General features: G+C 46.1%; 21 protein-coding genes and 1 pseudogene. 7 read left to right on the top strand and 15 right to left on the bottom strand.

Annotation, left to right across the window (positions count from 1 at the left end; all coding sequences use genetic code 11):
• Positions 1 to 34 precede the first annotated feature (34 nt).
• Positions 35 to 1,222, bottom strand: coding sequence for an FAD-dependent oxidoreductase (locus RS24_RS09225; protein ID WP_131443771.1), 1,188 nt, complete (start codon positions 1,220 to 1,222; stop codon positions 35 to 37).
• 129 nt (positions 1,223 to 1,351) lie between these two features.
• On the opposite strand from RS24_RS09225, the gene RS24_RS09220 reads away from it, so the two are divergent.
• Together RS24_RS09220 and RS24_RS09215 are read left to right on the top strand one after the other, a co-directional pair.
• Complete coding sequence (locus tag RS24_RS09220) at positions 1,352 to 2,116, top strand: Coq4 family protein (RefSeq protein WP_021777939.1); 765 nt, start codon at positions 1,352 to 1,354, stop codon at positions 2,114 to 2,116.
• Positions 2,116 to 2,466, top strand: a complete 351-nt coding sequence (locus RS24_RS09215; RefSeq protein WP_021777938.1) for a Spx/MgsR family RNA polymerase-binding regulatory protein — start codon at positions 2,116 to 2,118, stop codon at positions 2,464 to 2,466. The genes RS24_RS09220 and RS24_RS09215 overlap by 1 nt, the downstream gene beginning before the upstream one ends.
• Here RS24_RS09215 and RS24_RS09210 read toward each other — a convergent pair.
• The 4 genes from RS24_RS09210 to RS24_RS09195 form a co-directional block, all read right to left on the bottom strand.
• The gene (locus RS24_RS09210) at positions 2,463 to 2,690 is read right to left on the bottom strand and encodes a sulfurtransferase TusA family protein (RefSeq protein ID WP_021777937.1); all 228 of its coding nucleotides are present in this window, start codon (positions 2,688 to 2,690) and stop codon (positions 2,463 to 2,465) included. The two genes, RS24_RS09215 and RS24_RS09210, sit on opposite strands and share 4 nt — an antisense overlap.
• A gap of 10 nt (positions 2,691 to 2,700) precedes the next feature.
• Complete coding sequence (locus RS24_RS09205) at positions 2,701 to 3,444, bottom strand: glycosyltransferase family protein (RefSeq protein ID WP_021777936.1); 744 nt, start codon at positions 3,442 to 3,444, stop codon at positions 2,701 to 2,703.
• Positions 3,445 to 3,563: 119 nt separating this feature from the next.
• On the bottom strand, positions 3,564 to 3,980 hold the full coding sequence (locus RS24_RS09200; protein ID WP_021777935.1) for a c-type cytochrome: 417 nt from the start codon (positions 3,978 to 3,980) through the stop codon (positions 3,564 to 3,566).
• 62 nt (positions 3,981 to 4,042) lie between these two features.
• Entirely contained in the window at positions 4,043 to 4,651 is a 609-nt protein-coding gene (locus tag RS24_RS09195; protein ID WP_021777934.1) for a PNPOx family protein, read from the bottom strand.
• Positions 4,652 to 4,715: 64 nt separating this feature from the next.
• On the opposite strand from RS24_RS09195, the gene RS24_RS09190 reads away from it, so the two are divergent.
• The 3 genes and pseudogenes from RS24_RS09190 to RS24_RS09180 all read left to right on the top strand — a co-directional run bounded on the left by RS24_RS09190 (position 4,716) and on the right by RS24_RS09180 (position 7,863).
• Positions 4,716 to 5,198 (top strand): TspO/MBR family protein, encoded by a 483-nt coding sequence (locus RS24_RS09190; RefSeq protein WP_021777933.1) that lies wholly within the window; start codon positions 4,716 to 4,718, stop codon positions 5,196 to 5,198.
• Between the two features lie 44 nt (positions 5,199 to 5,242).
• Positions 5,243 to 6,369, top strand: a pseudogene (locus RS24_RS09185) (CaiB/BaiF CoA transferase family protein).
• A gap of 51 nt (positions 6,370 to 6,420) precedes the next feature.
• Complete coding sequence (locus RS24_RS09180; RefSeq protein WP_157833801.1) at positions 6,421 to 7,863, top strand: M48 family metalloprotease; 1,443 nt, start codon at positions 6,421 to 6,423, stop codon at positions 7,861 to 7,863.
• Position 7,864: 1 nt separating this feature from the next.
• On the opposite strand, the gene RS24_RS09175 is transcribed toward RS24_RS09180, so the two are convergent.
• The 6 genes from RS24_RS09175 to RS24_RS09150 form a co-directional block, all read right to left on the bottom strand.
• A complete protein-coding gene (locus RS24_RS09175; RefSeq protein ID WP_021777929.1) occupies positions 7,865 to 8,764 on the bottom strand; it encodes an RNA polymerase factor sigma-32 in 900 nt (299 codons plus the stop codon).
• A gap of 117 nt (positions 8,765 to 8,881) precedes the next feature.
• Entirely contained in the window at positions 8,882 to 9,766 is an 885-nt protein-coding gene (locus tag RS24_RS09170; RefSeq protein ID WP_021777928.1) for a CarD family transcriptional regulator, read from the bottom strand.
• Positions 9,767 to 9,838: 72 nt separating this feature from the next.
• On the bottom strand, positions 9,839 to 10,177 hold the full coding sequence (gene fdxA / locus RS24_RS09165) for a ferredoxin FdxA (protein WP_021777927.1): 339 nt from the start codon (positions 10,175 to 10,177) through the stop codon (positions 9,839 to 9,841).
• Positions 10,178 to 10,216: 39 nt separating this feature from the next.
• On the bottom strand, positions 10,217 to 10,666 hold the full coding sequence (locus tag RS24_RS09160; RefSeq protein WP_021777926.1) for a tellurite resistance TerB family protein: 450 nt from the start codon (positions 10,664 to 10,666) through the stop codon (positions 10,217 to 10,219).
• Between the two features lie 21 nt (positions 10,667 to 10,687).
• Entirely contained in the window at positions 10,688 to 11,005 is a 318-nt protein-coding gene (locus tag RS24_RS09155) for an RNA-binding S4 domain-containing protein (protein ID WP_038301038.1), read from the bottom strand.
• 5 nt (positions 11,006 to 11,010) lie between these two features.
• Positions 11,011 to 13,734 carry a helicase-related protein gene (locus RS24_RS09150; RefSeq protein ID WP_021777924.1) on the bottom strand — a complete coding sequence of 908 codons (2,724 nt, stop codon included), beginning with the start codon at positions 13,732 to 13,734 and terminating at the stop codon, positions 11,011 to 11,013.
• A 535-nt stretch (positions 13,735 to 14,269) separates the two neighbouring features.
• On the opposite strand from RS24_RS09150, the gene rpmB reads away from it, so the two are divergent.
• On the top strand, positions 14,270 to 14,557 hold the full coding sequence (gene rpmB / locus RS24_RS09145; protein ID WP_021777923.1) for a 50S ribosomal protein L28: 288 nt from the start codon (positions 14,270 to 14,272) through the stop codon (positions 14,555 to 14,557).
• 97 nt (positions 14,558 to 14,654) lie between these two features.
• Here rpmB and cobT read toward each other — a convergent pair whose 3' ends face one another.
• Genes cobT through RS24_RS09130 form a run of 3 tightly spaced genes read right to left on the bottom strand, consistent with a single transcriptional unit; the run spans position 14,655 to position 18,205 of the window.
• Entirely contained in the window at positions 14,655 to 16,574 is a 1,920-nt protein-coding gene (gene cobT, locus RS24_RS09140; RefSeq protein ID WP_021777922.1) for a cobaltochelatase subunit CobT, read from the bottom strand.
• Positions 16,574 to 17,563 carry a cobaltochelatase subunit CobS gene (gene cobS / locus RS24_RS09135; protein ID WP_021777921.1) on the bottom strand — a complete coding sequence of 330 codons (990 nt, stop codon included), beginning with the start codon at positions 17,561 to 17,563 and terminating at the stop codon, positions 16,574 to 16,576. The genes cobT and cobS overlap by 1 nt, the downstream gene beginning before the upstream one ends.
• A 60-nt stretch (positions 17,564 to 17,623) precedes the next feature.
• Positions 17,624 to 18,205, bottom strand: coding sequence for a J domain-containing protein (locus tag RS24_RS09130; protein ID WP_021777920.1), 582 nt, complete (start codon positions 18,203 to 18,205; stop codon positions 17,624 to 17,626).
• A 95-nt stretch (positions 18,206 to 18,300) separates the two neighbouring features.
• On the opposite strand from RS24_RS09130, the gene RS24_RS09125 reads away from it, so the two are divergent.
• On the top strand, positions 18,301 to 18,582 hold the full coding sequence (locus tag RS24_RS09125; protein ID WP_021777919.1) for a BolA family protein: 282 nt from the start codon (positions 18,301 to 18,303) through the stop codon (positions 18,580 to 18,582).
• A gap of 2 nt (positions 18,583 to 18,584) precedes the next feature.
• Here RS24_RS09125 and RS24_RS09120 read toward each other — a convergent pair whose 3' ends face one another.
• A complete protein-coding gene (locus RS24_RS09120) occupies positions 18,585 to 19,868 on the bottom strand; it encodes an HlyC/CorC family transporter (RefSeq protein WP_021777918.1) in 1,284 nt (427 codons plus the stop codon).
• Positions 19,869 to 19,870 lie beyond the last annotated feature (2 nt).

Genomic DNA, 19,870 nt, shown 5'->3' with positions numbered 1-19,870 from the left:
ATAAAAAAATGACGAGCGCGCTTCAATAGGTGCTTCACGCGGTAACATTATAGGCATAGACCCTATCCAACTGAAATGAAAGTGTCCTTGGAAACATGCGTGTGCCGGCAAATAAGAAGTTACGGGCAACGGCCTTGGTACCGGATGCGTGATAAAGCGCGGCGTTGCGGCGGGATATATCGTAAAGACTCCTTACGCGTTTTTGGCGTTGTTGTTGAAACAGTTTAAGGGCGGCGGCAATGGATGTGTTGTTTTCCAAAGAGGCAGCGAGAACATAAGCGTCTTCTATCGCCATGGCCGCGCCCTGCGCCATAAACGGCAAAATGGGGTGGCAGGCATCGCCAATCAAAACCGCGCGGGAACTATGCCATGTTTTTGGTGGAGGTCTGTCAAACAGCCCCCATAGATAGGTGTCATCACAGGCCGCGAGAATATCCTGGACAGGGGTGTCCCACCCCGCAAAAGCAGTCCGCAATTTTTCGATGTCGCCTAAAAGCATCCAGTTTTCTTCCGTCCATTCGTCGCGTTCTTCCACGGCGATGAAATTCATCAGAGATGCTTGACGTAAGCGATAGCCAACAAAATGTTTTCCAGGCCCTACCCAGACGCTTACCCCTTCGGGGGGCTGCGTCTGTAACCGTTCGGTTGGTACCAGTCCCCGCCAGGCAATCTGGCCGGTAAAATCAACTATGCTATTGGGGAGAAGTGTGGCACGAATTTTTGAGGATATGCCATCTGCCCCGATAAGGAGGTCTGCTGTAAAGCTTTTTCCTGCATGGGTTTTGATGCTAGTTGTCTCGGGGGTTTCTTCATAGCTTTCGGTTTTTTCGTTGAATAAAATCTGGATTCCGGCTTTTTGAGTTGCGTTGAAAAGGGTTTCGATTAAATCGGCACGGTGGCAATGCCAATAGCTTGCTCCGTATCGGTGGTTAAACCTTGACCCCATTTTTTCGGTGAGCAAGGGTGTGCCGGATTTGAAATCGCGTATGGATAATTCTGCTGGAATATCGGCTTTGGTCGCGAGCCTGTCGCCGATGCCTATCGCGTTCAGTACATGTAATGCGTTGGGGCTGAGTTGAATCCCTGCGCCAATATCTTGTATGGCGGAGGCTTGTTCCAGAATGGTCACATCATGTCCCGATTGGCGTAAACATAAAGCAGCTGTTAAGCCGGCAATACCAGCGCCGACGATCATGATTTTATGTTTTTGAGATTTTGACACGTTCCCGAAACCTTTGACCAAATTGGTGCGCGCATTTGACCCTTATTAAAACTCCAACTTGCATGATAATTGATTGAAATTCTTCGCGTAACACTTAAATTGTCGTTAACAAAACTTTAGAGGCTCGTTATGGATAGGAATTCCCCAAAGTCCGCCGGCAAAGTCCCAGGTCTTTATGACGCTTTTGTGGCTGTTAAGCGCCTCATTGCTGATAAGGAAGATACGTCGCAAGTTTTTATTATTCTCGAAGCTTTGGGGAAGCGGTCATCCGCTAAAAGCTGGCAAAAATTCAAAAAGCATCCGAATTATTCCACGTTGCGTGAACAGCCGCCTTTGATGAATTTTTTGTGTGATCAAAAATGGTTATCCTCTCTACCGAAGGGAAGTCTAGGCCACCATTATTATGATTTTCTAAAGAGTGAAAATATTTCCGCCGAAGGTCTGGTTGACGCCAGTGAAAAGGGTCTGAGCGGATTGCGTGAGTTAACAAATGAAGAAGTCGAATTTCACCAGCGGCAACGCGATGCCCATGATTTATGGCATGTATTGACCGGATATGGGCGCGATGCGTTAGGCGAATTATGTCTGTTGGCGGTAACGTATCGTCTGCTCGGCAATCCGGGGCTTTTACTCATTATTCTTTTCGGCGGGCGGCATATTAAGAAACTTAATCCAGGTTTTAAATTTTGGTCGGCAATCAGAGAAGGCTTCCGCCATGGGCGTCAGATGGTTTGGCTACCAGGCGTCGACTGGAAAGAAGTTTTACCGCGTCCGATTGATGAAGTTCGAAGCATGCTGAACATTCAGACGCCTGAAATCTATCACGATATTATTAAAACCACGCAGAGTCAGGGTGGTATTCATTTTGGCGAGCAATTGAGCGCTGCTGAATAATGCTCAAAGTTTACGGTCTGAAAAATTGTGATACATGCCGTAAAGCACTGAACTGGTTGCAGTCTGAAAATATTGAACATCAATTCCTTGATATTAGAAAAGACGGATTTTCTGAGTCAGATTTAAATCGTTGGCTTTCTGTTTTGGATCATGAGCAACTTATTAATCGTCGCGGCACAAGCTGGCGCAAAATTGACCCCTCTATTCAGGAAAGTCTGAGTGAGGTAAATGCTGCGTCTTTGGTGATGAGCGAGCCGGCTTTGATGAAGCGCCCGATTTTTGACGATGGCAAAAAGCTTGTGCTATGTGGCTTCAGGAATGAACAACAAGATATTTTGAAATCTCTTTAGTTCTTTGAAATAAGAAACTCTACATAATTTTCTTTTTGATTAATATTAAGCAAATCATGCCCCGCAGTTTTGCAGAAATGCTCCACATCTAGCGGTGCGACGGGGTCATCGGCATGAAGAATAATCTTTTCCCCAATGGATAACCCTTCGAGAGCTTTGCGGAGTTTTAAAACAGGTAAAGGACACTTCAACCCTGTTGCATCTAGTATCGTTTTTTCTGACATGTCAGAGAGGTTAGTTATCAAGCCAGTAATCTTCAATCCAAGGGCACGACTTTGTGAATTTATAGATTTTTTTCCAGTGCTCCCCTTCAACTGGCCATTCCCCAACCATTGCCTCGTCGGGGTCGGGTTTTCCGGTAAAGGCAACAACCGATGTGTTCGGCCCGGGCTTGGATGTTTTGAAAAAATTTAATGGCCATGGCGGTAATAGGGTGTGTTTGAAACTCACAACCCAATCTGCAGGCCAGTAAACCATTTTGCCGACAGCATCACTGATGTATTTCTGGGAGATGCCGTATTTTTGTTCAATTTTTGCAGGGTCAGCATTGAAATCATCAAAGATATGCTTGTAGCGACCCACAGGAAAACGATAGCAAGACGTGTTGCCAATATTTTTGCCAATTTGTGTCCAATTTTCGGCAACGCAATATTCGCCTTTTTCATAATCAAAAAAGCGGTCTAAATCACCGCAAATCACAATATCCAAATCAAGATAAAGCACATCCCCCTCAAGATCGCCGAGAGGATATTGCCAGAGTGTAACTTTGCGGAATGGAGGGCTGTGCTTGTAATCGGGTAAATTGACAGGCGGGATGTCACGGGTAATCACATCTTCATCTATGCCACTCACGTCGTCTGTGAAGCATATAAGACGTGTGGGGCGCTTATTAAACCGTTTAATGGCTCGGTTCATACGGTTAACATATTCCGACCCGTAACGTGTGCCCCATTTTATGCAGATAACAGTCTGCGTCATATGAACTCTTCATAAATTTTAATGATTAAGGTCTTAAAATAGTTCGAAAACTTATGCAAACCCATCATTTAGGTAAAACGCGAGTTCCATACCTTTAAGAAAATTTTATGATTGAAAATTTATTCGGTCGAGGCCTCTTTCAGATAAGCAATAACATTATGGCGATCTTTTTCTTTACGAAGGCCAGCAAAAGCCATGCGTCCGCCTTTAATCACTTGACGCGGATTTAAGAGATACGCATCCAGCAGACTCTCGGTCCAGACAGGGTTTTCCTCTGCAAAAGCCATGAGTCCCTTGGAATATTTAAAGCCGTCAATAGCACCTATATTCCGACCGATAATATTGTTGAGATGGGGGCCGACACGATTTTTCGCCCCTGCGCCAACAATGTGACAGGATTTGCATTTTTTGAATACTTTGGCACCGGCTACTGCGTCACCCGCAGGATAATCTTCAGCGCTTGCTTGATTTGCAAATGGTAAACTGACGAGCGCGCCTAATAAAAAACTGTAAAAAGCGAACGATGTTATTTTCATCGATTTTCTCCTTATGAATTGAAACTCATTGAATAATGAATGGGCCACTTTAAGATTACGCTTTAAGGAACAAGCCAAGCCATTTTAACAGGTGTTTGCGTGAGGTCAAAATAGGCGCGTCTATGACCTTTTGCCGCGAGATAGAGCCACTCCATCGTTTTCACTTCAGCCGCAACAGGCGCAAAATTAATTTCACCATCTTGCGTGGTGCTGGCATCGAAAATTGCCTCGTAAGGATCCTCAATTGGCGTGCCTGGGGCGGTAGTGACTTGATAACATTCCCGGCTCATCGGGCGGGTAGCTGTCCATGCCTCATCAAAACCTGTCCCGTCAATCAGTTTGAGTTCAACACCGAGGCGGAGTTGGATTTTTAAACCGGCATCATAGCAATGAATTGCCGCGTCAGGCTTGGCGCTCATTTCCAAAACTTTAGCGGAGCGCTTATCCGTATGAAACCGCAGGCGCTGTTGTTCAACATCACATCCGCGAAGAACCACGGTTCTTAAATGAGGGGCATCGTCTATGCCGATGGTTGCAACGGTTGGGGTATGAAAAGCAGATTTGCGATCTTTTACACCGCGGGCAAGTAACGACCATGCATAGCCCAGCGTGTCCTCAAGATTGTCATAGCATGAGAGAGGCGCAGGGGGTATTTTGGTTTGTTTGGACATGGTCTTGATATAGTTTTTTTAAAGGCAACAGGCGAGGCTAATTCAGAATATTTTGGAGTAAGACATGGAAAAATTCAATTTTGAAAGAAATTTGAAGAATTGGCTGATATGCGTAACGGTTTTTATAGCTGTGACCATGGTGATTAATGGTCTTATTGCGCTGATAGGATGGGAAGGCGGTGAAACTCGTTTTACTGAGGGGCCGAATCGATTGCCGCCCGGTTGGATCATTGGCTTAGTCTGGACAATTTTGTTTATTGGTATGGCAAGCGCATTCTGGCTGCTTGCCTCATCCACAGAAATTACCTCAAGACGCAAAGCCGGAGAGGTGCTGGCATTCGCAATATTTTGTTTGTCATATCCAATTTTCACAATGGGTTTTAGCGTCCATTTTTTGGTATTTTCCGGCAATTTATTATGTATCGTATGGTCATCATATCTGACAGGGGTTTTGCGGGATATCTCACGCCCGGCATCAGCGCTTATGGTGCTACCGGCTATATGGGTATGTTATGCCACTTGGGCACTGATAACACCCGCGGGTTAATGCACATCCAATCAGTTAGATAAAAAATGAGAAGGAAACTTTAGATGGGGCAGGGACCATTAAACGGATTAAGGATTATCGAATTTGTCGGTATTGGCCCTGGCCCATATGCATCCATGCTCCTAACTGATATGGGGGCAGAGGTTTTAAGCATTCACCGCAAGGGTGCAGAAAAAAGCGCAATACCAGACATTGCCTCACGGGGGCGCAAATCAATTACGCTTGATGTGAAAACTTCTGAAGGCCATGCCGTTATGATGCGTTTGGTTGCTGAGGCTGATGGGCTGATAGAGGGGTTCCGACCCGGTGTTATGGAACGTCTTGGGCTGGGCCCGGATGACTGTAAGGCGGTTATAAAAAACTCGTTTACGGACGTATGACCGGCTGGGGTCAAACAGGCTCGTTATCGCATGCCGCGGGGCATGATATTAATTATATTTCACTCACCGGGGCTCTAGCAGCCATAGGGCCTACCGATAGACCCATACCGCCACTTAATTTAGTTGGTGATTTTGGCGGTGGCGCCATGTTTCTGGCTATGGGCATGTGTGCCGCCTTTTTTGAGGCCGAGCGATCTGGCAAAGGTCAGGTTATTGATTGCGCTATGACGGATGGATCGGCATCTCTCATGACTTTCTTTTTTAATTTTATGGCGCAGGGCTTATATCACCCGCAACGCGAGAGCAATATGCTCGATGGGGGCGCACATTATTACAATACTTACGAGACGTCGGATGGAAAATTCATTTCTATCGGCTCTATTGAGCCCCAATTTTATGCGGAGTTAAGGGAACGTGTTGGGCTGACGGATAAAGATTTCGACCAACAGCATGAAGCGGCTGGTTGGCCAGACTTAAAAGAAAAATTAGCAGCGGTCTTTAAAACTAAAACACGAGATGAATGGGATAAAATCTTGAGCGGTACGGATGTGTGTTATGCGCCTGTCTTAACATTGGATGAAGCCATTACGCATCCGCATAATAAAGATCGGGATACCTTGATTGTTAATGATGGGGTGGTGCAGCCAAATGTTGCGCCCCGTTTCAGTAGAACACCAAGTGCAATCCAAGGGCCACCTGTGACGCCTGGACAGCATAATGAAACGGCTCTTAAGGACTGGGGGTTCACGGATGAAGAGGTTGAGGCTTTAAGGTCGGATCAAATACTTTAAAGCAAGATTCTTAATGATGTTGTTTTTTGTTTTATGGTAGTATCAAAAATTATGCCTATTAGACGTATTTTTGTGACATATCTGCCATGGTTTTTTTGCCTGATAATCTCTATTGCGTCACTCTTAGCATGCACCCCTGCTCATCAGGCTTCGGCGCAAAAGCAAAATTCTGTAAACAATCCAGAACATAAAAAAATTATCCAAGCCTTTGGAGGTGTATATGAAGATTTTGAGGTTGGTAGTTATGTCGCTGGTTTAAGCCTGAAAATTGCTAAATCCTCCGATGATCCAGTGTCAAAATATCGGGTCACGGTTCTTGATAGCCCACAAGTGAATGCTTTTGCTATGCCAGGCGGCTATACTTATGTAACACGTGGCCTCTTAGCTCTTGCCAATAATGAAGCTGAAGTGGCTGCAGTTATGGGGCATGAAATTGCCCATGTTACAGCTGCGCACGGCACTGAACGCCAGAGAACCTCCATTGGTGCGGCGATACTTGCTTCGGTCTTAGGCAATGTGATGAACAGCCGTGTTGCCAATCAAATCATAGATATTGGTGCAACCGGATTAATGGCTGGTTATAGCCGTAAGCAGGAGTATGAAGCTGATGATTTAGGTGTACGGTCTCTTTATCGTGCCGGATATGACCCTTATGCAGGCGGTGATTTTCTCGCCGCTATGGGACGATTGAGTGAACGCGAGGCAAGGTTAAGCGGGGGTAGTCCTATACCGGGCTGGTTATCAACCCATCCAGATACAGGTGACAGGGTGTCAAGGGCGCATAAAATTGCTGATGGACTCGTTTCTAATACCAGTTGGCAACGAAATCATGGACGCGCAGCGCATTTGGCGGCTATTGACGGCATGCTCTATGGCGACGCGCCCGACGAGGGCTTTATTCGCGGTCAAGACTTTATGCATCCGATATTGCGGTTTCGCTTTTCTGTTCCGGAAGATTTTAAGCTGATAAATAGTTCGCAAGCCGTCTTCGCTAAAGCCCCAGATGGCGCTGTGATAAAATTTGATATGGCGGATGCCGATGGCTCAACGCGTTCTTATCTGACGGACATATGGGCGGAGGGTCTGCGCCTTAGAGGCATTAAAGAAATAAATTCAACTCTTGATGGTGTAACAGCCATTCATGAGCAATCGGGTAAGATTTCGAGGCTCGTTGTGTTGCGCGCCGGGGAAGGGCGGGTTTACCGGTTTGTTATGCAAAGTCCGGCATCTGACTTTGGGGCACTTGATGAAGGATTTAAGGCCACAGCAAGAGGTTTTAAAAGACTGTCAGTCGTGGAAGCAGGAAAGCTTAAACCGTTAAAAATTAAAATTCTCACAGTGAGGGAAAATGATACGGTTCAAGACTTTGTAGAACAAATGAAAGGCGTAGAGGCGCCAGAAGAAATGTTCCGGATTTTGAATGGATTGGGTCTGACAGAGGCACTTGTTTCGGGAACCAAAGTAAAAATTATTACTGACTCACAGATGTTTTAGCCTATGGAAGCAGGCCTGAGCCTACCGGATCACCATTCGTCGTCTTGGTCAATGCAAGTTTCAACTTATCAAGCGCCTGATGTTCAATCTGGCGAACTCGTTCTTTTGAAATGCCTAATTTTTTCCCAAGGCATTCAAGCGTTACATTTTCTTCGCCCAAGCGACGCTCGCAAATAATACGATATTCACGCTCATTCAGGGTTTCCATGGCATCTTTAATCCAGTTACTCCGCACTTCACTGTCTTTGTCTTCACTGACAACCTCGTCAGGAAGAGGACTGTCACAAACCAATAAGTCTTGCCATTCAAGGCTATTGGCCTCACCATCAGCCTCTGACATAGGGGCGTTCAGGCTTCTATCATTCCCTGATAGACGACCTTCCATAGTTTCAACATCTTCAAGTCTCACACCAAGCTCTTTAGCAATGTAAAGACGGCTTTCATGGGTCATGTTGTTCTGACCGCCATCATTAATGCGGGCACGAAGGCGTCGAAGGTTGAAGAAAAGGGATTTCTGGGCTGCGGTTGTGCCAGTACGCACAATTGACCAATTTCTTAAAATAAAATCCTGTATAGATGCTCTGATCCACCATGAAGCATAGGTTGAGAAACGCACCCCACGTTCAATATCAAATCTGTCAGCGGCTTGCATAAGGCCAATATTGCCTTCTTGTACAAGATCACCCATCGGAAGACCGTAATGACGAAATTTCGTCGCCATCGCAATGACGAGGCGGAGGTGAGCAGACGTAAGCTCATGCAGCGCTTTTTCATTTTGTTCCTGACGCCAAAGACGTGCTAACTCAAGTTCACGCTCTTGTTCAAGAAGCGGCACTTTCATAGCCCCTTTGAAGTATCTTCGATTCGCTGCGAGTGTTTCCTGCGTGTCAATATGGGTCATTTTTATCTCCTAATTCCCTTTACGCAGAAAAATGGTGACTGGTTCACCAGAAAATGGGAATTAGGAAGAAAATTTATCTATTTTTTACAGACTAAAAGAGTGGTATTGGCGCACAGGTTATTCTTCCTCGGGAGCCTCATCAACGATACTCGTTTTAGAGGTTGCTTTAGACAACACATCTTCAAGATTGGCGGTTGCAACATCAAGTTCAGTTTTATTAATAGCCGCAACTTCGCGCGCCATTCTGTCTAAAGCCGATTCATAAAGTTGACGTTCAGAATAAGACTGTTCCGGCTGGTTTTCGTTTCTGTACAGATCACGAACGACTTCTGCAGTGGCGACCAAATCACCTGAATTGATTTTGGCTTCATATTCCTGGGCTCTGCGGCTCCACATGGTGCGTTTGATACGTGCGCGACCGCGTAAGGTTTTCATTGCACCCGTCATCATAGTTTTGTCAGCCAATTTACGCATGCCGTTTTCTAAGGCTTTATCAAGTGGTAAAAGAAGTGTCATTTTTTCTTTATCAAAATTTATAACGAACAACTCAAGCTCTGTATCACCGAATTGCTGGTTGGAAATCTCTGAAATTTGCCCGACACCGTGAGATGGGTAGACGATAAATTCATTTACACGAAACCCTTTGGCAGCTTTCCGGTCAACCTGCTTGGGTTTTGAACGTGCTTTGGCAGCGGGTTTGGGTGCGGTTTTTGACGGTGCTCTTTTAGTAGTAGTCTTGCTAACAGCTGCTTTAGTAGCATTTTTTTTAGTGGCTGTTTTAGCCGCAGGTTTTTTGGCCTGTGCTTTTGTGGCAGCAGGCTTTTTGGCGGCAGGTTTTTTAGCCGAAGTTTTAGCCGCAGGTTTTTTGGCTGCAGAGGCCTTAGCTGGTGCTTTGGTTGCTGGTTTCTTGGATGTTGTTTTGGCGGCAGGCTTTTTTGCGGCGGTTTTGGCAGCAGGTTTTTTAGCAGTTGATTTTAAAGTTGGTTTTCTGGTTGTTGCCATTGTCTCTTAATCCTTTAGAAGTTTACCGCTTACCAATTGAGTCATCTTACTTGCTTGATAAGAGCCTCAAACCTAGTCGCCCTCGCCAGGAGCCTCGCTGAAAAACTTATCAAACTTATCAGTTTGTTTCAAAAAATCATCTGCATCAGCCGGGGCATCTTTTTTGAGTGTAATATTTGGCCATATATCTGCAAATTTAGTATTCACTTCTAGCCATTTTTCCAACCCGTCTTCAGTATCGGGTTTAATGGCTTCCGCTGGGCATTCAGGTTCGCAAACACCGCAATCAATACATTCATCGGGACTGATGACGAGCATGTTTTCACCCTCATAAAAACAGTCAACAGGGCAAACCTCAACACAATCTGTGTATTTACACTTAATACAGGCATCGGTCACAATATAAGTCATGCTTTATCCATTCTTACTATCGTTTTGGCGGTCTTACAGCTAATTAAGGCCCAGATTAGTTGCCGCTCTTTGCCGTGCTGCTCCGGTTTCAATATCTGGGACATGTATAAGCCCGGAAATGCGACGAAGCAAGTTCGCTTCGTAATCATCTAGCCTGCCATCAGAAAGAACAACCATCCAAAGTTTTTCCACCAGAACAATTTTCTGGGGAAGTTCGTAATGTGCGTTAATCACCTTAGTCCATCGATATAGATCATTGGCTTCGGACTCGAGGGTGTCAGCCAGTGTCATTAGCTCTTGCGTCTCATCTTCGGAAAGGCTGAATCCGTCCTGCAAGATGTGACGCAAGGTGTTTATTTCAATGCCGTCGGCCTGTCCGTCCAGCCGTGCGGCATGGGTAAGTAATGCGGCGGCTGCGATAGATAATTTATCTTCCGTCTCCGGCGAGGCTTCAGGGCTTTCAAATAAGCTTTTCAGGCGATTAAACATGCAGTTGAAATATTGTCATTTTTACATTTTGGCAAGCAGTTTATCTCTTGTCGCCTCATCTGTGTCCTCATTTGGGGTTATGTCTTCATACAAACTTTGCGCTTCTTGAGCTGGTCCCCGTCGGGTTCCCAAATTAAGCACCCGAATAACCCGTATCTCATTGCCCTGCGCAAAAGTTAAAATATCGCCAATCCTTACAGTGTCGCTTGATTTTTTTATTTTATTTCCGTTTATGCGGATACGACCTCCATTGGCGCGTTTTGTGGCGAGTGACCGAGTTTTGAAGAAGCGTGCAAACCAGAGATACTTATCCACTCTGAGACTATCTTGCTCCGTCATTTTGCTCACTTATTATTGTCCTTGAGACTTTGGAGAACGGCAAAAGGTGAATTGGGATCCATTTTCTTTTCATAGTTTTGTTTTGAGGTGGATTTGTTACGTCTTTTATCCTGTGTTTGTCCGCTTTTTTTAACTGCATTTTGATTTTTCGTGGTCTTCTTTTTAGATTTAGCTTTGCGTGTAGGCCGCTTTTTAGGAAACCAAAGCAAGGTGACTTTTTGTTCGTTGTCTTCTTTTGGTTTTTCTTCACCTGCATCATTTTCAACTAAGCCACCATTTGGGGTTTGATTGTCGGCATCTTCATTAACTGATTTGGTTTCCTTTTGAGGTTTTGGCTTGGAACCATAGCCAAGTCCTTTGAGAATTTCCGCCATTTCATCGTGACTGCACCCCATGAGGGACACCATATCTGCTGTTATTTCGAATTCATTATTTTCGTTATTAGCTTCAATAGCCTTGCGAATAAGGTCTGCCAATCTTTCCAGCATATCCAGCCGGATGGCACGTTTGCCATAAATCCTGAAGCCCAGAGATCGATAAAACCCGTCGGGGAGCTCGCCCTGACGCACACAGGAGGTTAACCCCGGTGCAGGTGCAAGTGCCAGATCCTCCACAGCATTGCGGTTATTGAAATGGGACCAAAGCATAGCCAGTCCTCGGGCGGGACCCGGTTTTAAGAGCGCAGGCATAAAAACATCATAAGTGCCAAAACGCAGGCCGAGCTTTCTTAATCCTGCTCGTGCAGGCTGGTCTGTTTCTGATAATGTTTCTGCGATGTTGGCGCGGGGAATGTGCCCCCCATGTTCAACAATTTGGAACGCTAGCCCTCGGGCCAACCCGTTGAGACTTTCGTCATCTTTCATGGTGATAAGCGGCGCGAGTAATGTATCCAGATGGCGTCTTACAAAAGCTGCCAATCTTGCTTCAATTTGATTGCGCGGTGTACCGACAAGGCTTTCATCAGCGAGCAATTTGATTTCAGGCGACAGCAAGTTACGCCCAGCGACGAGTTTAGCAATACAGGATTGGTGCCAGAAGATTTCGCCTTGTTCATTGAGCTTTAATTCATCATCCGGACAGGCCGCAAGCTCGCTAGCGCGGTTACGGAGTTCTTGTCCGACGACTTTTTCGATAGCTGCTCTTACAGTTCGGGGCGGGGAGTTGGTCATACGATTGTCTTTCGTAAAGTGTAACCCTTCAATACGGCCTGCATATTCACCTTCAACATGCACATCACCCATAGCATCAATTTCAGCCTCGGCTTCATCGCGTCCCTGTAATCGTTTTAATAAAATGGATGACCTTGTGTCCACAAATTGTTTCATCAAGCCCTGGTGCAAGGCATCAGAGAGTTTGTCTTCTACCTGGCGTGCCTGTGCCTGCCAGTAACGCTGGTTTTCAACCCATCCATTTTTTTGGGTGACATAAGTCCAGGTTCGGATATGTGCAAGACGGGAACCAAGCGTATCAAGGTCGCCGTCAGTTCTGTCGCATCTGGCGATGCGTTCTTCTATCCATTTTGCAGGGAGTATGGCTTGATCACCAGATAAGAACAAAAATATATCGCCTAAAATGGAAGCGTGTTCCCCAATAATTGTTTTTCTAAAGTCAGGAATTTGAGCCACTTCCCAGAGTAACCGAATGCTGTTTTCGTCCACAGCACGGTCTTTGATAGAGGGGTCAGTCGTCATCATATTCAGAGCCTGCATATCAATCGTAATGGGGACACGTATAAGCCCTCTGGTGGGAGGTGATGCTTCAAGAGAAATTTTCAACGCTTCAACTGAGGAGAAATCCAGATTGGGGTTACGCCACATAAGCCGTCGTATTGGTTCAAATATGTTGTTTTCAATTTGCTCGACCAATGACTCCTCAAGCGCCGGCATTTCGCCCGTCACACCAAAAGTACCGTCAGAAGTATGGCGTCCGGCGCGTCCGGCAACTTGAGCGAGTTCTGAGGCTACCAATTCGCGGTGGTTTCTGCCGTCGAATTTTCGCGTCTGTGCAAATGCGACATGATCCACATCCATATTAAGCCCCATGCCAATCGCATCAGTGGCAACCATGAAGTCAACTTCCCCCGACTGATACATTTCGACTTGGGCATTTCGTGTCCGTGGGCTTAAAGCCCCCATAACAACTGCTGCGCCACCTTTTTGCTGGCGCACAACTTCGGCTATCGCGTAAACACTATCTACCGAGAAAGAGGTGATAGCGGTGCGTCGGGGGAGACGGGATAGTTTTTTCGAGCCGGCATAGCTGAGTGTGGACAGCCGGGGTCGGGAGATAATATGTGCCTTTGGGAGAAGTTGCTTAATCATAGGAACCATCGTCGCCGCACCGAGCAGCATGGTCTCTTGATTACCGCGCGCATGAAGTAAGCGGTCGGTAAAAATATGCCCCCTCTCGGCATCAGCCGCGAGTTGAATTTCATCAATTGCCATAAAATCAACCGACTTACTAATGGGCATGGCCTCTACGGTGCAGATATAATAGGCCGGATCTGGCGGTAATATCTTTTCTTCACCCGTAATCAATGCAACTTGACCAGCGCCTTTTAGCTTTACAATACGGTCATAAACTTCCCGCGCCAGTAGACGCAGGGGAAAACCAATCATGCCAGTTTCATAACCGAGCATACGCTCAATAGCTAAGTGGGTTTTGCCTGTATTAGTCGGACCCAATACAGCCGTTACAGGACTAGACACATGAGAAGAGTAGGAAGACATGAAAGACAATCTGGTCATAGGAGGGGGGAATTTGCAAGTGTGATGCGTGCAAAACCGAAAAAATAGGAGAAAAAGAACATAAATCGAACATAAAGTGTCCGAATCACTTACATAGTAGCACTTCCCCATTCGTTCACGACTAAATGTGGTGTGTTTACGCTAGTTTAGCGTTATTGAAGCTTTTAATTTATGTATTGATTCTCGCATTTTTGAAATCAAACAGGGGATGAATAGCCCTCACATTTATGTGAACAGACGTGTTTGGCAGTTGAGGTATTTTTCTGGGATAGTCTACTTAAACAGATTGCTGTTTTAACCGTCGGTAGCAACACCATAAAACTTCTCCCTCCCCCTCTTAAGTTAGTTGCTCCCGGCGGTTTTTTTTATTCTCATGTTTCATTATTTTCACTCCGGTGCAGGTTTTTTCTATATAGGCCACAGAGGGGCTTGACGGAGAGGGATCTCCCCCATATAAAACCGACCTTGAAACCAATGCGTTTGAAAATAACGTGTTAACCCTTTTTTGGAGAAGATGATGTCTCGTGTTTGTGAATTAACCGGCAAAGCAGTAATGTCAGGTAACAATGTGAGTCATGCCGTTAACAAAACACGGCGGAAGTTTCTTCCCAATTTACAGCAGGTCAGCTTGCCAAGTGAAAAGCTTGGTAAAGCGCTCAAGTTCCGGATTAGCGCACATGCGCTTCGGACTGTTGAGCATGTTGGTGGTATTGATGCTTTCCTTTTGAAGGCCAAAGATGCTCAGCTTTCTCCGCGCGCTCTAAAACTTAAAAAGCAAATCGCTCTGCGTCTCGCTACATCATAGAACTCTGCGGCTTGCCGCATTTTAAAAAATAGAAAAAATTATGCGGTGAACCGCTTATAAAACATGTCGCTTCCCATTCAGTTGAAATAATTACTGATTATCTTACTGGCGTCTTATCCATTTTGGTGCTTAAGCCCGACGTGGTTTGTAACATGCTATGGGTCTTTGGCATGGCCGGTAAGCGCTTTTCGGGTTTATTGGCAGGCAGTGTGTCATCAAAAAGTTCTGCTAGTTTTTCAGTCATCACACCACCCAATTGTTCGGCATCGACAATCGTCACTGCCCGACGGTAGTAGCGTGTCACATCGTGACCAATGCCGATGGCAATGAGTTCCACCGGAGAACGACTTTCGATTTCTTCAATTACCTGCCGCAGATGTTTTTCCAAATAATTGCCTGCATTGACGCTTAATGTGCTGTCATCGACCGGCGCGCCGTCCGATATAACCATCAATATCCGGCGCTGTTCCGGACGTGCTAAAAGACGTTGATAAGCCCAGACGAGAGCCTCACCGTCAATATTTTCTTTCAGCAGACCTTCGCGCATCATAAGGCCTAAATTACGTCGTGCTCGACGCCATGGTATATCAGCTTGTTTGTAAACAATATGGCGTAAATCATTCAGTCTGCCGGGATGTGCGGGTTTGCCATCTGCCATCCATGACTCTCTGGCCTGCCCACCTTTCCAAGCGCGCGTTGTAAACCCAAGAATTTCAGTTTTCACGCCGCATCTTTCCAATGTTCTGGCAAGAATGTCGGCACTCATGGCAGCAACGGTTATCGGACGCCCCCGCATTGAGCCAGAGTTGTCAATCAATAGAGTAACGACAGTGTCCCTAAAATCCATGTCACGTTCCATTTTGAACGATAGGGGATTGCTGGGGTCAACAACCACACGCGATAGACGTGCGGCATCTAGATAACCTTCCTCAAGATCGAAATCCCAAGATCTGTTTTGCTTGGCTTGCAGGCGGCGTTGTAGTCTGTTTGCAAGTCTGGAAACAGCTCCCTGTAAATGACTAAGTTGTTGGTCTAGATAGGTACGTAGGCGATTAAGTTCTTCACCATCGCACAAATCCTCTGCCTCAACAGTTTCATCAAAACGTGTTGTGAAAACTTGATAGTTGGATTTCGTCGAATCCGGCGAACTGTCAGGGCGTTGAGACCTGACAGCCTCGCCAGCTTCCTCACCCTCGGCATCCATATCAATTTCTTCGCTATCCATCTGGACGGTTTGTTCTTCGCCCTCCGGCATTTCACTGCCGGTTTCCATATCTTCCGATCCGCTACCTTCTTCTTGATCAGCAGTACCGTCTTCGCCATCATTCTCATCATTTTCATTATTATTGTCTTCGCCTTCATCCTCACCTTCTTCTGAGGCGTCTGTGCCTTCGGAGTCAACAAGTTCGAGGTCGGCTAAAAGCTGTCGGGTTTTCGCGGCAAATGCCTCTTGGTCATTCATAATTTCAACAAGGTCATCCAGGCCGTCGCCAATGCGTTCTTCAATCCATTCCTTCCATGCTGCAACAGTAGGTGCGGCAGCTGCTGGGGGGTGTTGACCGGAGAGTCGTTCACGTACGAGATAGGCCAGTGCGACATCCATTGGCGCATCTTCGCGCTCGGTTAAATTCGCCAAGCCCTCTTTCTCGCAAATGGTTTGATGCATAAGTTGTAAATTTTCTGCGACACCGGGCATTTGGTTAGCACCAATCGACTCATAGCGAACATTCTCCAACCGATCGAAAATTGCACGCGCATCTAGTTCGACAGGTCTGTTTTTGGCACTGAGAGGCTTGTCATGATGCGCCAGTTGCAAAGCTATGCTGTCAGCTTGACCACGAAGAAGTGTGCGATCTTTTTTAGGTAAATCCCGAGGCGGAAGCGGCAGGCGCACGCGATTACCAACGACTGACGGCGTTTCAGTTCCGAAAGTGACATCCAATTCGTCATTCTCAGCCAGTGACCGCATGGTCTGGCTGATAGCTCTTTTGAACCTGTCAATCGTTTCTTCTGTCATTAGGAAGCTAAAATGTTAACGGCCTTTTCAGGAAGGTCTTCACCAAAGCATCTTTGGTAAAACTCGGCTACGGTCGGGCGCTCAAGCTCGTCGCATTTATTCAGGAAAGTCAGTTGGAAAGCGAGGCCAATATCATCAAAAATACGTGAATTTTCAGCCCATGTTAGGACAGTCCGTGGTGACATGACGGTTGAAATATCACCATTAATAAATGCAGCACGGGTGAGGTCGGCAACTTGCACCATAGAAGCAACCGTTTTTTGGCCTTCCTCGTTATTGAAATCTTTTTCCTTGGAAAGAATAATCTTAACCTCCTCCTCATGCGGGAGGTAATTCAGGCTGGTGACAATATTCCATCTGTCCATCTGGCCTTGGTTAATCTGCTGGGTACCATGATACAGACCTGAGGTATCGCCGAGACCAATTGTGTTGGTTGTTGCAAAAAGTCTGAACCATGGATGTGGGCGGATGACTTTATTTTGGTCGAGTAAAGTTAGTTTGCCTGAGACTTCCAGAATACGCTGGATAACGAACATAACATCAGGGCGACCAGCATCATATTCATCAAAAACCAAAGCCACAGGTCTTTGCAGTGCCCATGGCAGGATACCTTCCTTAAACTCGGTAACTTGTTTGCCATCGCGCAAAACAATGGCTTCTTTACCAATCAAATCAATTCGGCTGACATGACTATCCAAATTGATGCGGATACATGGCCAATTCAACCGCGCGGCGATTTGTTCAATATGAGTGGATTTTCCGGTTCCGTGATAACCCTGAACCATGACGCGTCGGTTATTTGCAAAACCGGCAAGTAATGCACGGGTTGTCTGAGGGTCTAACAGGTAATCCTCGTCTAGTTCAGGAACATATTCGCATGATTGAGAGAATGCTGGCACTTTAAGCGAGCTTTCAAACCCGAAAGTTTCTCCGACATTTACTTCAATGTCGGGTTCGTTGGGCATGTCGGAATTACTTTCGGCAGTCATTTAGATTTCCTTATCTTTAACGCGAGAAATTACTAATTTATGATTTAGGTCACTAGGAGCTTAACAAAAGCCCGAAGCCTTTAAATAGTTATACGCTTGAATGACCTTATTAAGTTTTTCTTCATAGCTACGATCGCCATTATTGGCATCAGGGTGAAACTTTTTTATTCGGGCTTTATAGCGCGTTTTTACTTCTTCTGCTGTTGCGTTCTCATCTAATTCTAAAACTTCGAGCGCGCGTATTTGACCGGATGAGGCGCGCTTAACGGGTGCACGCGCTTTTCCGTCAGAGACTTCCGAAACAAGGTCCAGTGGGTCTTGCCATTGCCAGTTCCCGCTTTGACCGGGAGTGTTCCGGTTTGCGCCCATCGTCCAAGTGGGACGGTGGCCCGTCCGTGCACTTCTTTGAAACGCCGCAATATCAGCCTCGCTCATGCCTTCAAAAAAGTTGAAGCTCTGATTATAGGTTCTTATATGCTCGAGACAGAAATAACGCTTCTCCGAACTCCCCTCGGCGGCGGGTGCCGGATAGGAACCCACCTCACTGCAATCGGGCCAGTCACAGGTAACCTGTGCTTCAACTTCGTTGCTGCCGGTTTTGCTAATGCGTATTGAGTCAAAATATTTTGATTTCAGGTTCATTACACTGATAATCTAGTTTGCAGTAGATAAAAAAAACAGTCTTTTGTCTCAACAATTTGGATTGTTTCTGAGATAAAGACGATGAAGGAAGCTTTATGGCAGTAGTTGATACGATTATCAAGAAACTTGAAGAGCGTTTTGCACCCGAACGGCTAGATGTATTAGATGAGTCACACCGCCATAAGGGCCATGCAGGCGCTCGGCCGGGTGGGGAGACTCATTTCTTGGTGAAAATTACCTCAGCGGAATTTGACGGGTTAACCCGTATTGAAAGGCACAGACTGATTAATGACTGTCTGGCAGAGGAATTAGCTGGCCCTATTCATGCGCTTAACTTGAGAGCCAGAACCCCGTTTGAGGATAAAGACAACTCTTAAACCTAGGTTTCATCAGAGAGCGTTTTGTCTGATTTTATTTCCAGTTGCGTAATCTGATTGCGATGACGCGAGATAATACGAATTCTAAACCCGTAATACACAAAAACTTGCCCCGGTTTGGGGATGGCTCGGGCTTCATGAATGACCAGCCCGGCAATTGTAATGGCTTCATTTTCCGGTAAATCCCACCCCGTTTCACGGTTTAAATCCCTTACTGTCATGCTACCGTCAATAAGCAGACTGCCGTCTGCCGCAGGAATGAGAATTTTTTCTTTATTGTCATGCTCGTCATCAATCTGCCCGACAATTTCCTCAAGTATATCCTCAAGTGTCACAAGACCCATTAAGCCGCCATATTCATCCACGACGAGCGCGAAATGTGCCTTTCGTGCTCGAAATGCGTTTAGCTGTTCAGCGAGGGAGGTTGTTTCGGGGACAAACCAGGGGGGTGAGATGAGTGAACGTATCTCTAGACCCCGGGCACCTTCTGGGGAGGCGGCGAGTGCGCGCAATAAGTCTTTGGCATGTAGAATGCCGATAATATTTTCAATCTCATTTTCCCAAAATGGGATACGAGTATGCGGACTATCCAGAACCTGCCGAACAATTTCTTCGGTTTTGAGGCTGATATTAATCATCATCATGCCTTTGCGGTGAACCATGACATCTTCTAAAGTGAGGTCTTTCAAATCCAGAATACCGCCTAACATGTCGCGGTCGCCTTTCGTCACGGCATCCGTGCTGTGATGCATGTCTATCGCGCCTCTAATTTCTTCATGAGCAGGCAAAATGTTGCCGGCATCATCGGCATTGAAACCGAGAAGCCGCATGATCCCTCGCGCAATGAAATTTAGACCAAGAGTGAAAGGTGCAAAAACCCAGACAACAAAACGCATGACCCCAGCGACACGCAAGGACGTATTATCAGGATTTAGAATGGCGTAGGTCTTGGGAAGTACTTCTGCGAATATAACAACAATACAGGTCATAACAAGCGTGGCATAGAGGACACCTGTATCCCCGAAAAGTTTCAAGAACAAAGATGTCGCCAGCGCAGAGGCCATAATATTGACGAGATTGTTTCCGAGCAAAATCGCACTCAGCAATCTTTCATGTTGCTCTAACAGACTATTAACCCATTTGGCCCGTTTATCATTTTCTTTTGCCAACTGATACATACGCGCGCGCGATGTGGCGGTCAGTGCGGTTTCTGATCCTGAAAAAAAGCCAGACAACAAAATGAGAACCAGAATCACCAGTCCAAGAATAAGAAAAGAAGAGACCATGA

This window comes from Candidatus Micropelagos thuwalensis (genome assembly GCF_000469155.1).
In the GTDB taxonomy this organism is placed as follows: Bacteria; Pseudomonadota; Alphaproteobacteria; order RS24; family RS24; genus Micropelagius; species Micropelagius thuwalensis.
Note: the sequence above shows the minus strand (reverse complement) of the source record. Positions and strands in the feature narration are given on the sequence as shown.

Excerpts from the sequence above, each read along its gene's own strand:
- RS24_RS09175 (WP_021777929.1), bottom strand. The coding sequence starts at position 8,764 with ATGACCCATATTGACACGCAGGAAACACTCGCAGCGAATCGAAGATAC.
- cobS (WP_021777921.1), bottom strand. The coding sequence starts at position 17,563 with ATGACTGCCGAAAGTAATTCCGACATGCCCAACGAACCCGACATTGAA.
- RS24_RS09160 (WP_021777926.1), bottom strand. The coding sequence starts at position 10,666 with ATGTTTAATCGCCTGAAAAGCTTATTTGAAAGCCCTGAAGCCTCGCCG.
- RS24_RS09125 (WP_021777919.1), top strand. The coding sequence starts at position 18,301 with ATGGCAGTAGTTGATACGATTATCAAGAAACTTGAAGAGCGTTTTGCA.
- RS24_RS09130 (WP_021777920.1), bottom strand. The coding sequence starts at position 18,205 with ATGAACCTGAAATCAAAATATTTTGACTCAATACGCATTAGCAAAACC.
- RS24_RS09150 (WP_021777924.1), bottom strand. The coding sequence starts at position 13,734 with ATGTCTTCCTACTCTTCTCATGTGTCTAGTCCTGTAACGGCTGTATTG.
- RS24_RS09170 (WP_021777928.1), bottom strand. The coding sequence starts at position 9,766 with ATGGCAACAACCAGAAAACCAACTTTAAAATCAACTGCTAAAAAACCT.
- RS24_RS09200 (WP_021777935.1), bottom strand. The coding sequence starts at position 3,980 with ATGAAAATAACATCGTTCGCTTTTTACAGTTTTTTATTAGGCGCGCTC.
- RS24_RS09155 (WP_038301038.1), bottom strand. The coding sequence starts at position 11,005 with ATGACGGAGCAAGATAGTCTCAGAGTGGATAAGTATCTCTGGTTTGCA.
- RS24_RS09215 (WP_021777938.1), top strand. The coding sequence starts at position 2,116 with ATGCTCAAAGTTTACGGTCTGAAAAATTGTGATACATGCCGTAAAGCA.
- RS24_RS09205 (WP_021777936.1), bottom strand. The coding sequence starts at position 3,444 with ATGACGCAGACTGTTATCTGCATAAAATGGGGCACACGTTACGGGTCG.
- RS24_RS09195 (WP_021777934.1), bottom strand. The coding sequence starts at position 4,651 with ATGTCCAAACAAACCAAAATACCCCCTGCGCCTCTCTCATGCTATGAC.
- RS24_RS09190 (WP_021777933.1), top strand. The coding sequence starts at position 4,716 with ATGGAAAAATTCAATTTTGAAAGAAATTTGAAGAATTGGCTGATATGC.
- RS24_RS09120 (WP_021777918.1), bottom strand. The coding sequence starts at position 19,868 with ATGGTCTCTTCTTTTCTTATTCTTGGACTGGTGATTCTGGTTCTCATT.
- rpmB (WP_021777923.1), top strand. The coding sequence starts at position 14,270 with ATGTCTCGTGTTTGTGAATTAACCGGCAAAGCAGTAATGTCAGGTAAC.
- RS24_RS09180 (WP_157833801.1), top strand. The coding sequence starts at position 6,421 with ATGCCTATTAGACGTATTTTTGTGACATATCTGCCATGGTTTTTTTGC.
- RS24_RS09220 (WP_021777939.1), top strand. The coding sequence starts at position 1,352 with ATGGATAGGAATTCCCCAAAGTCCGCCGGCAAAGTCCCAGGTCTTTAT.
- RS24_RS09210 (WP_021777937.1), bottom strand. The coding sequence starts at position 2,690 with ATGTCAGAAAAAACGATACTAGATGCAACAGGGTTGAAGTGTCCTTTA.
- fdxA (WP_021777927.1), bottom strand. The coding sequence starts at position 10,177 with ATGACTTATATTGTGACCGATGCCTGTATTAAGTGTAAATACACAGAT.
- cobT (WP_021777922.1), bottom strand. The coding sequence starts at position 16,574 with ATGACAGAAGAAACGATTGACAGGTTCAAAAGAGCTATCAGCCAGACC.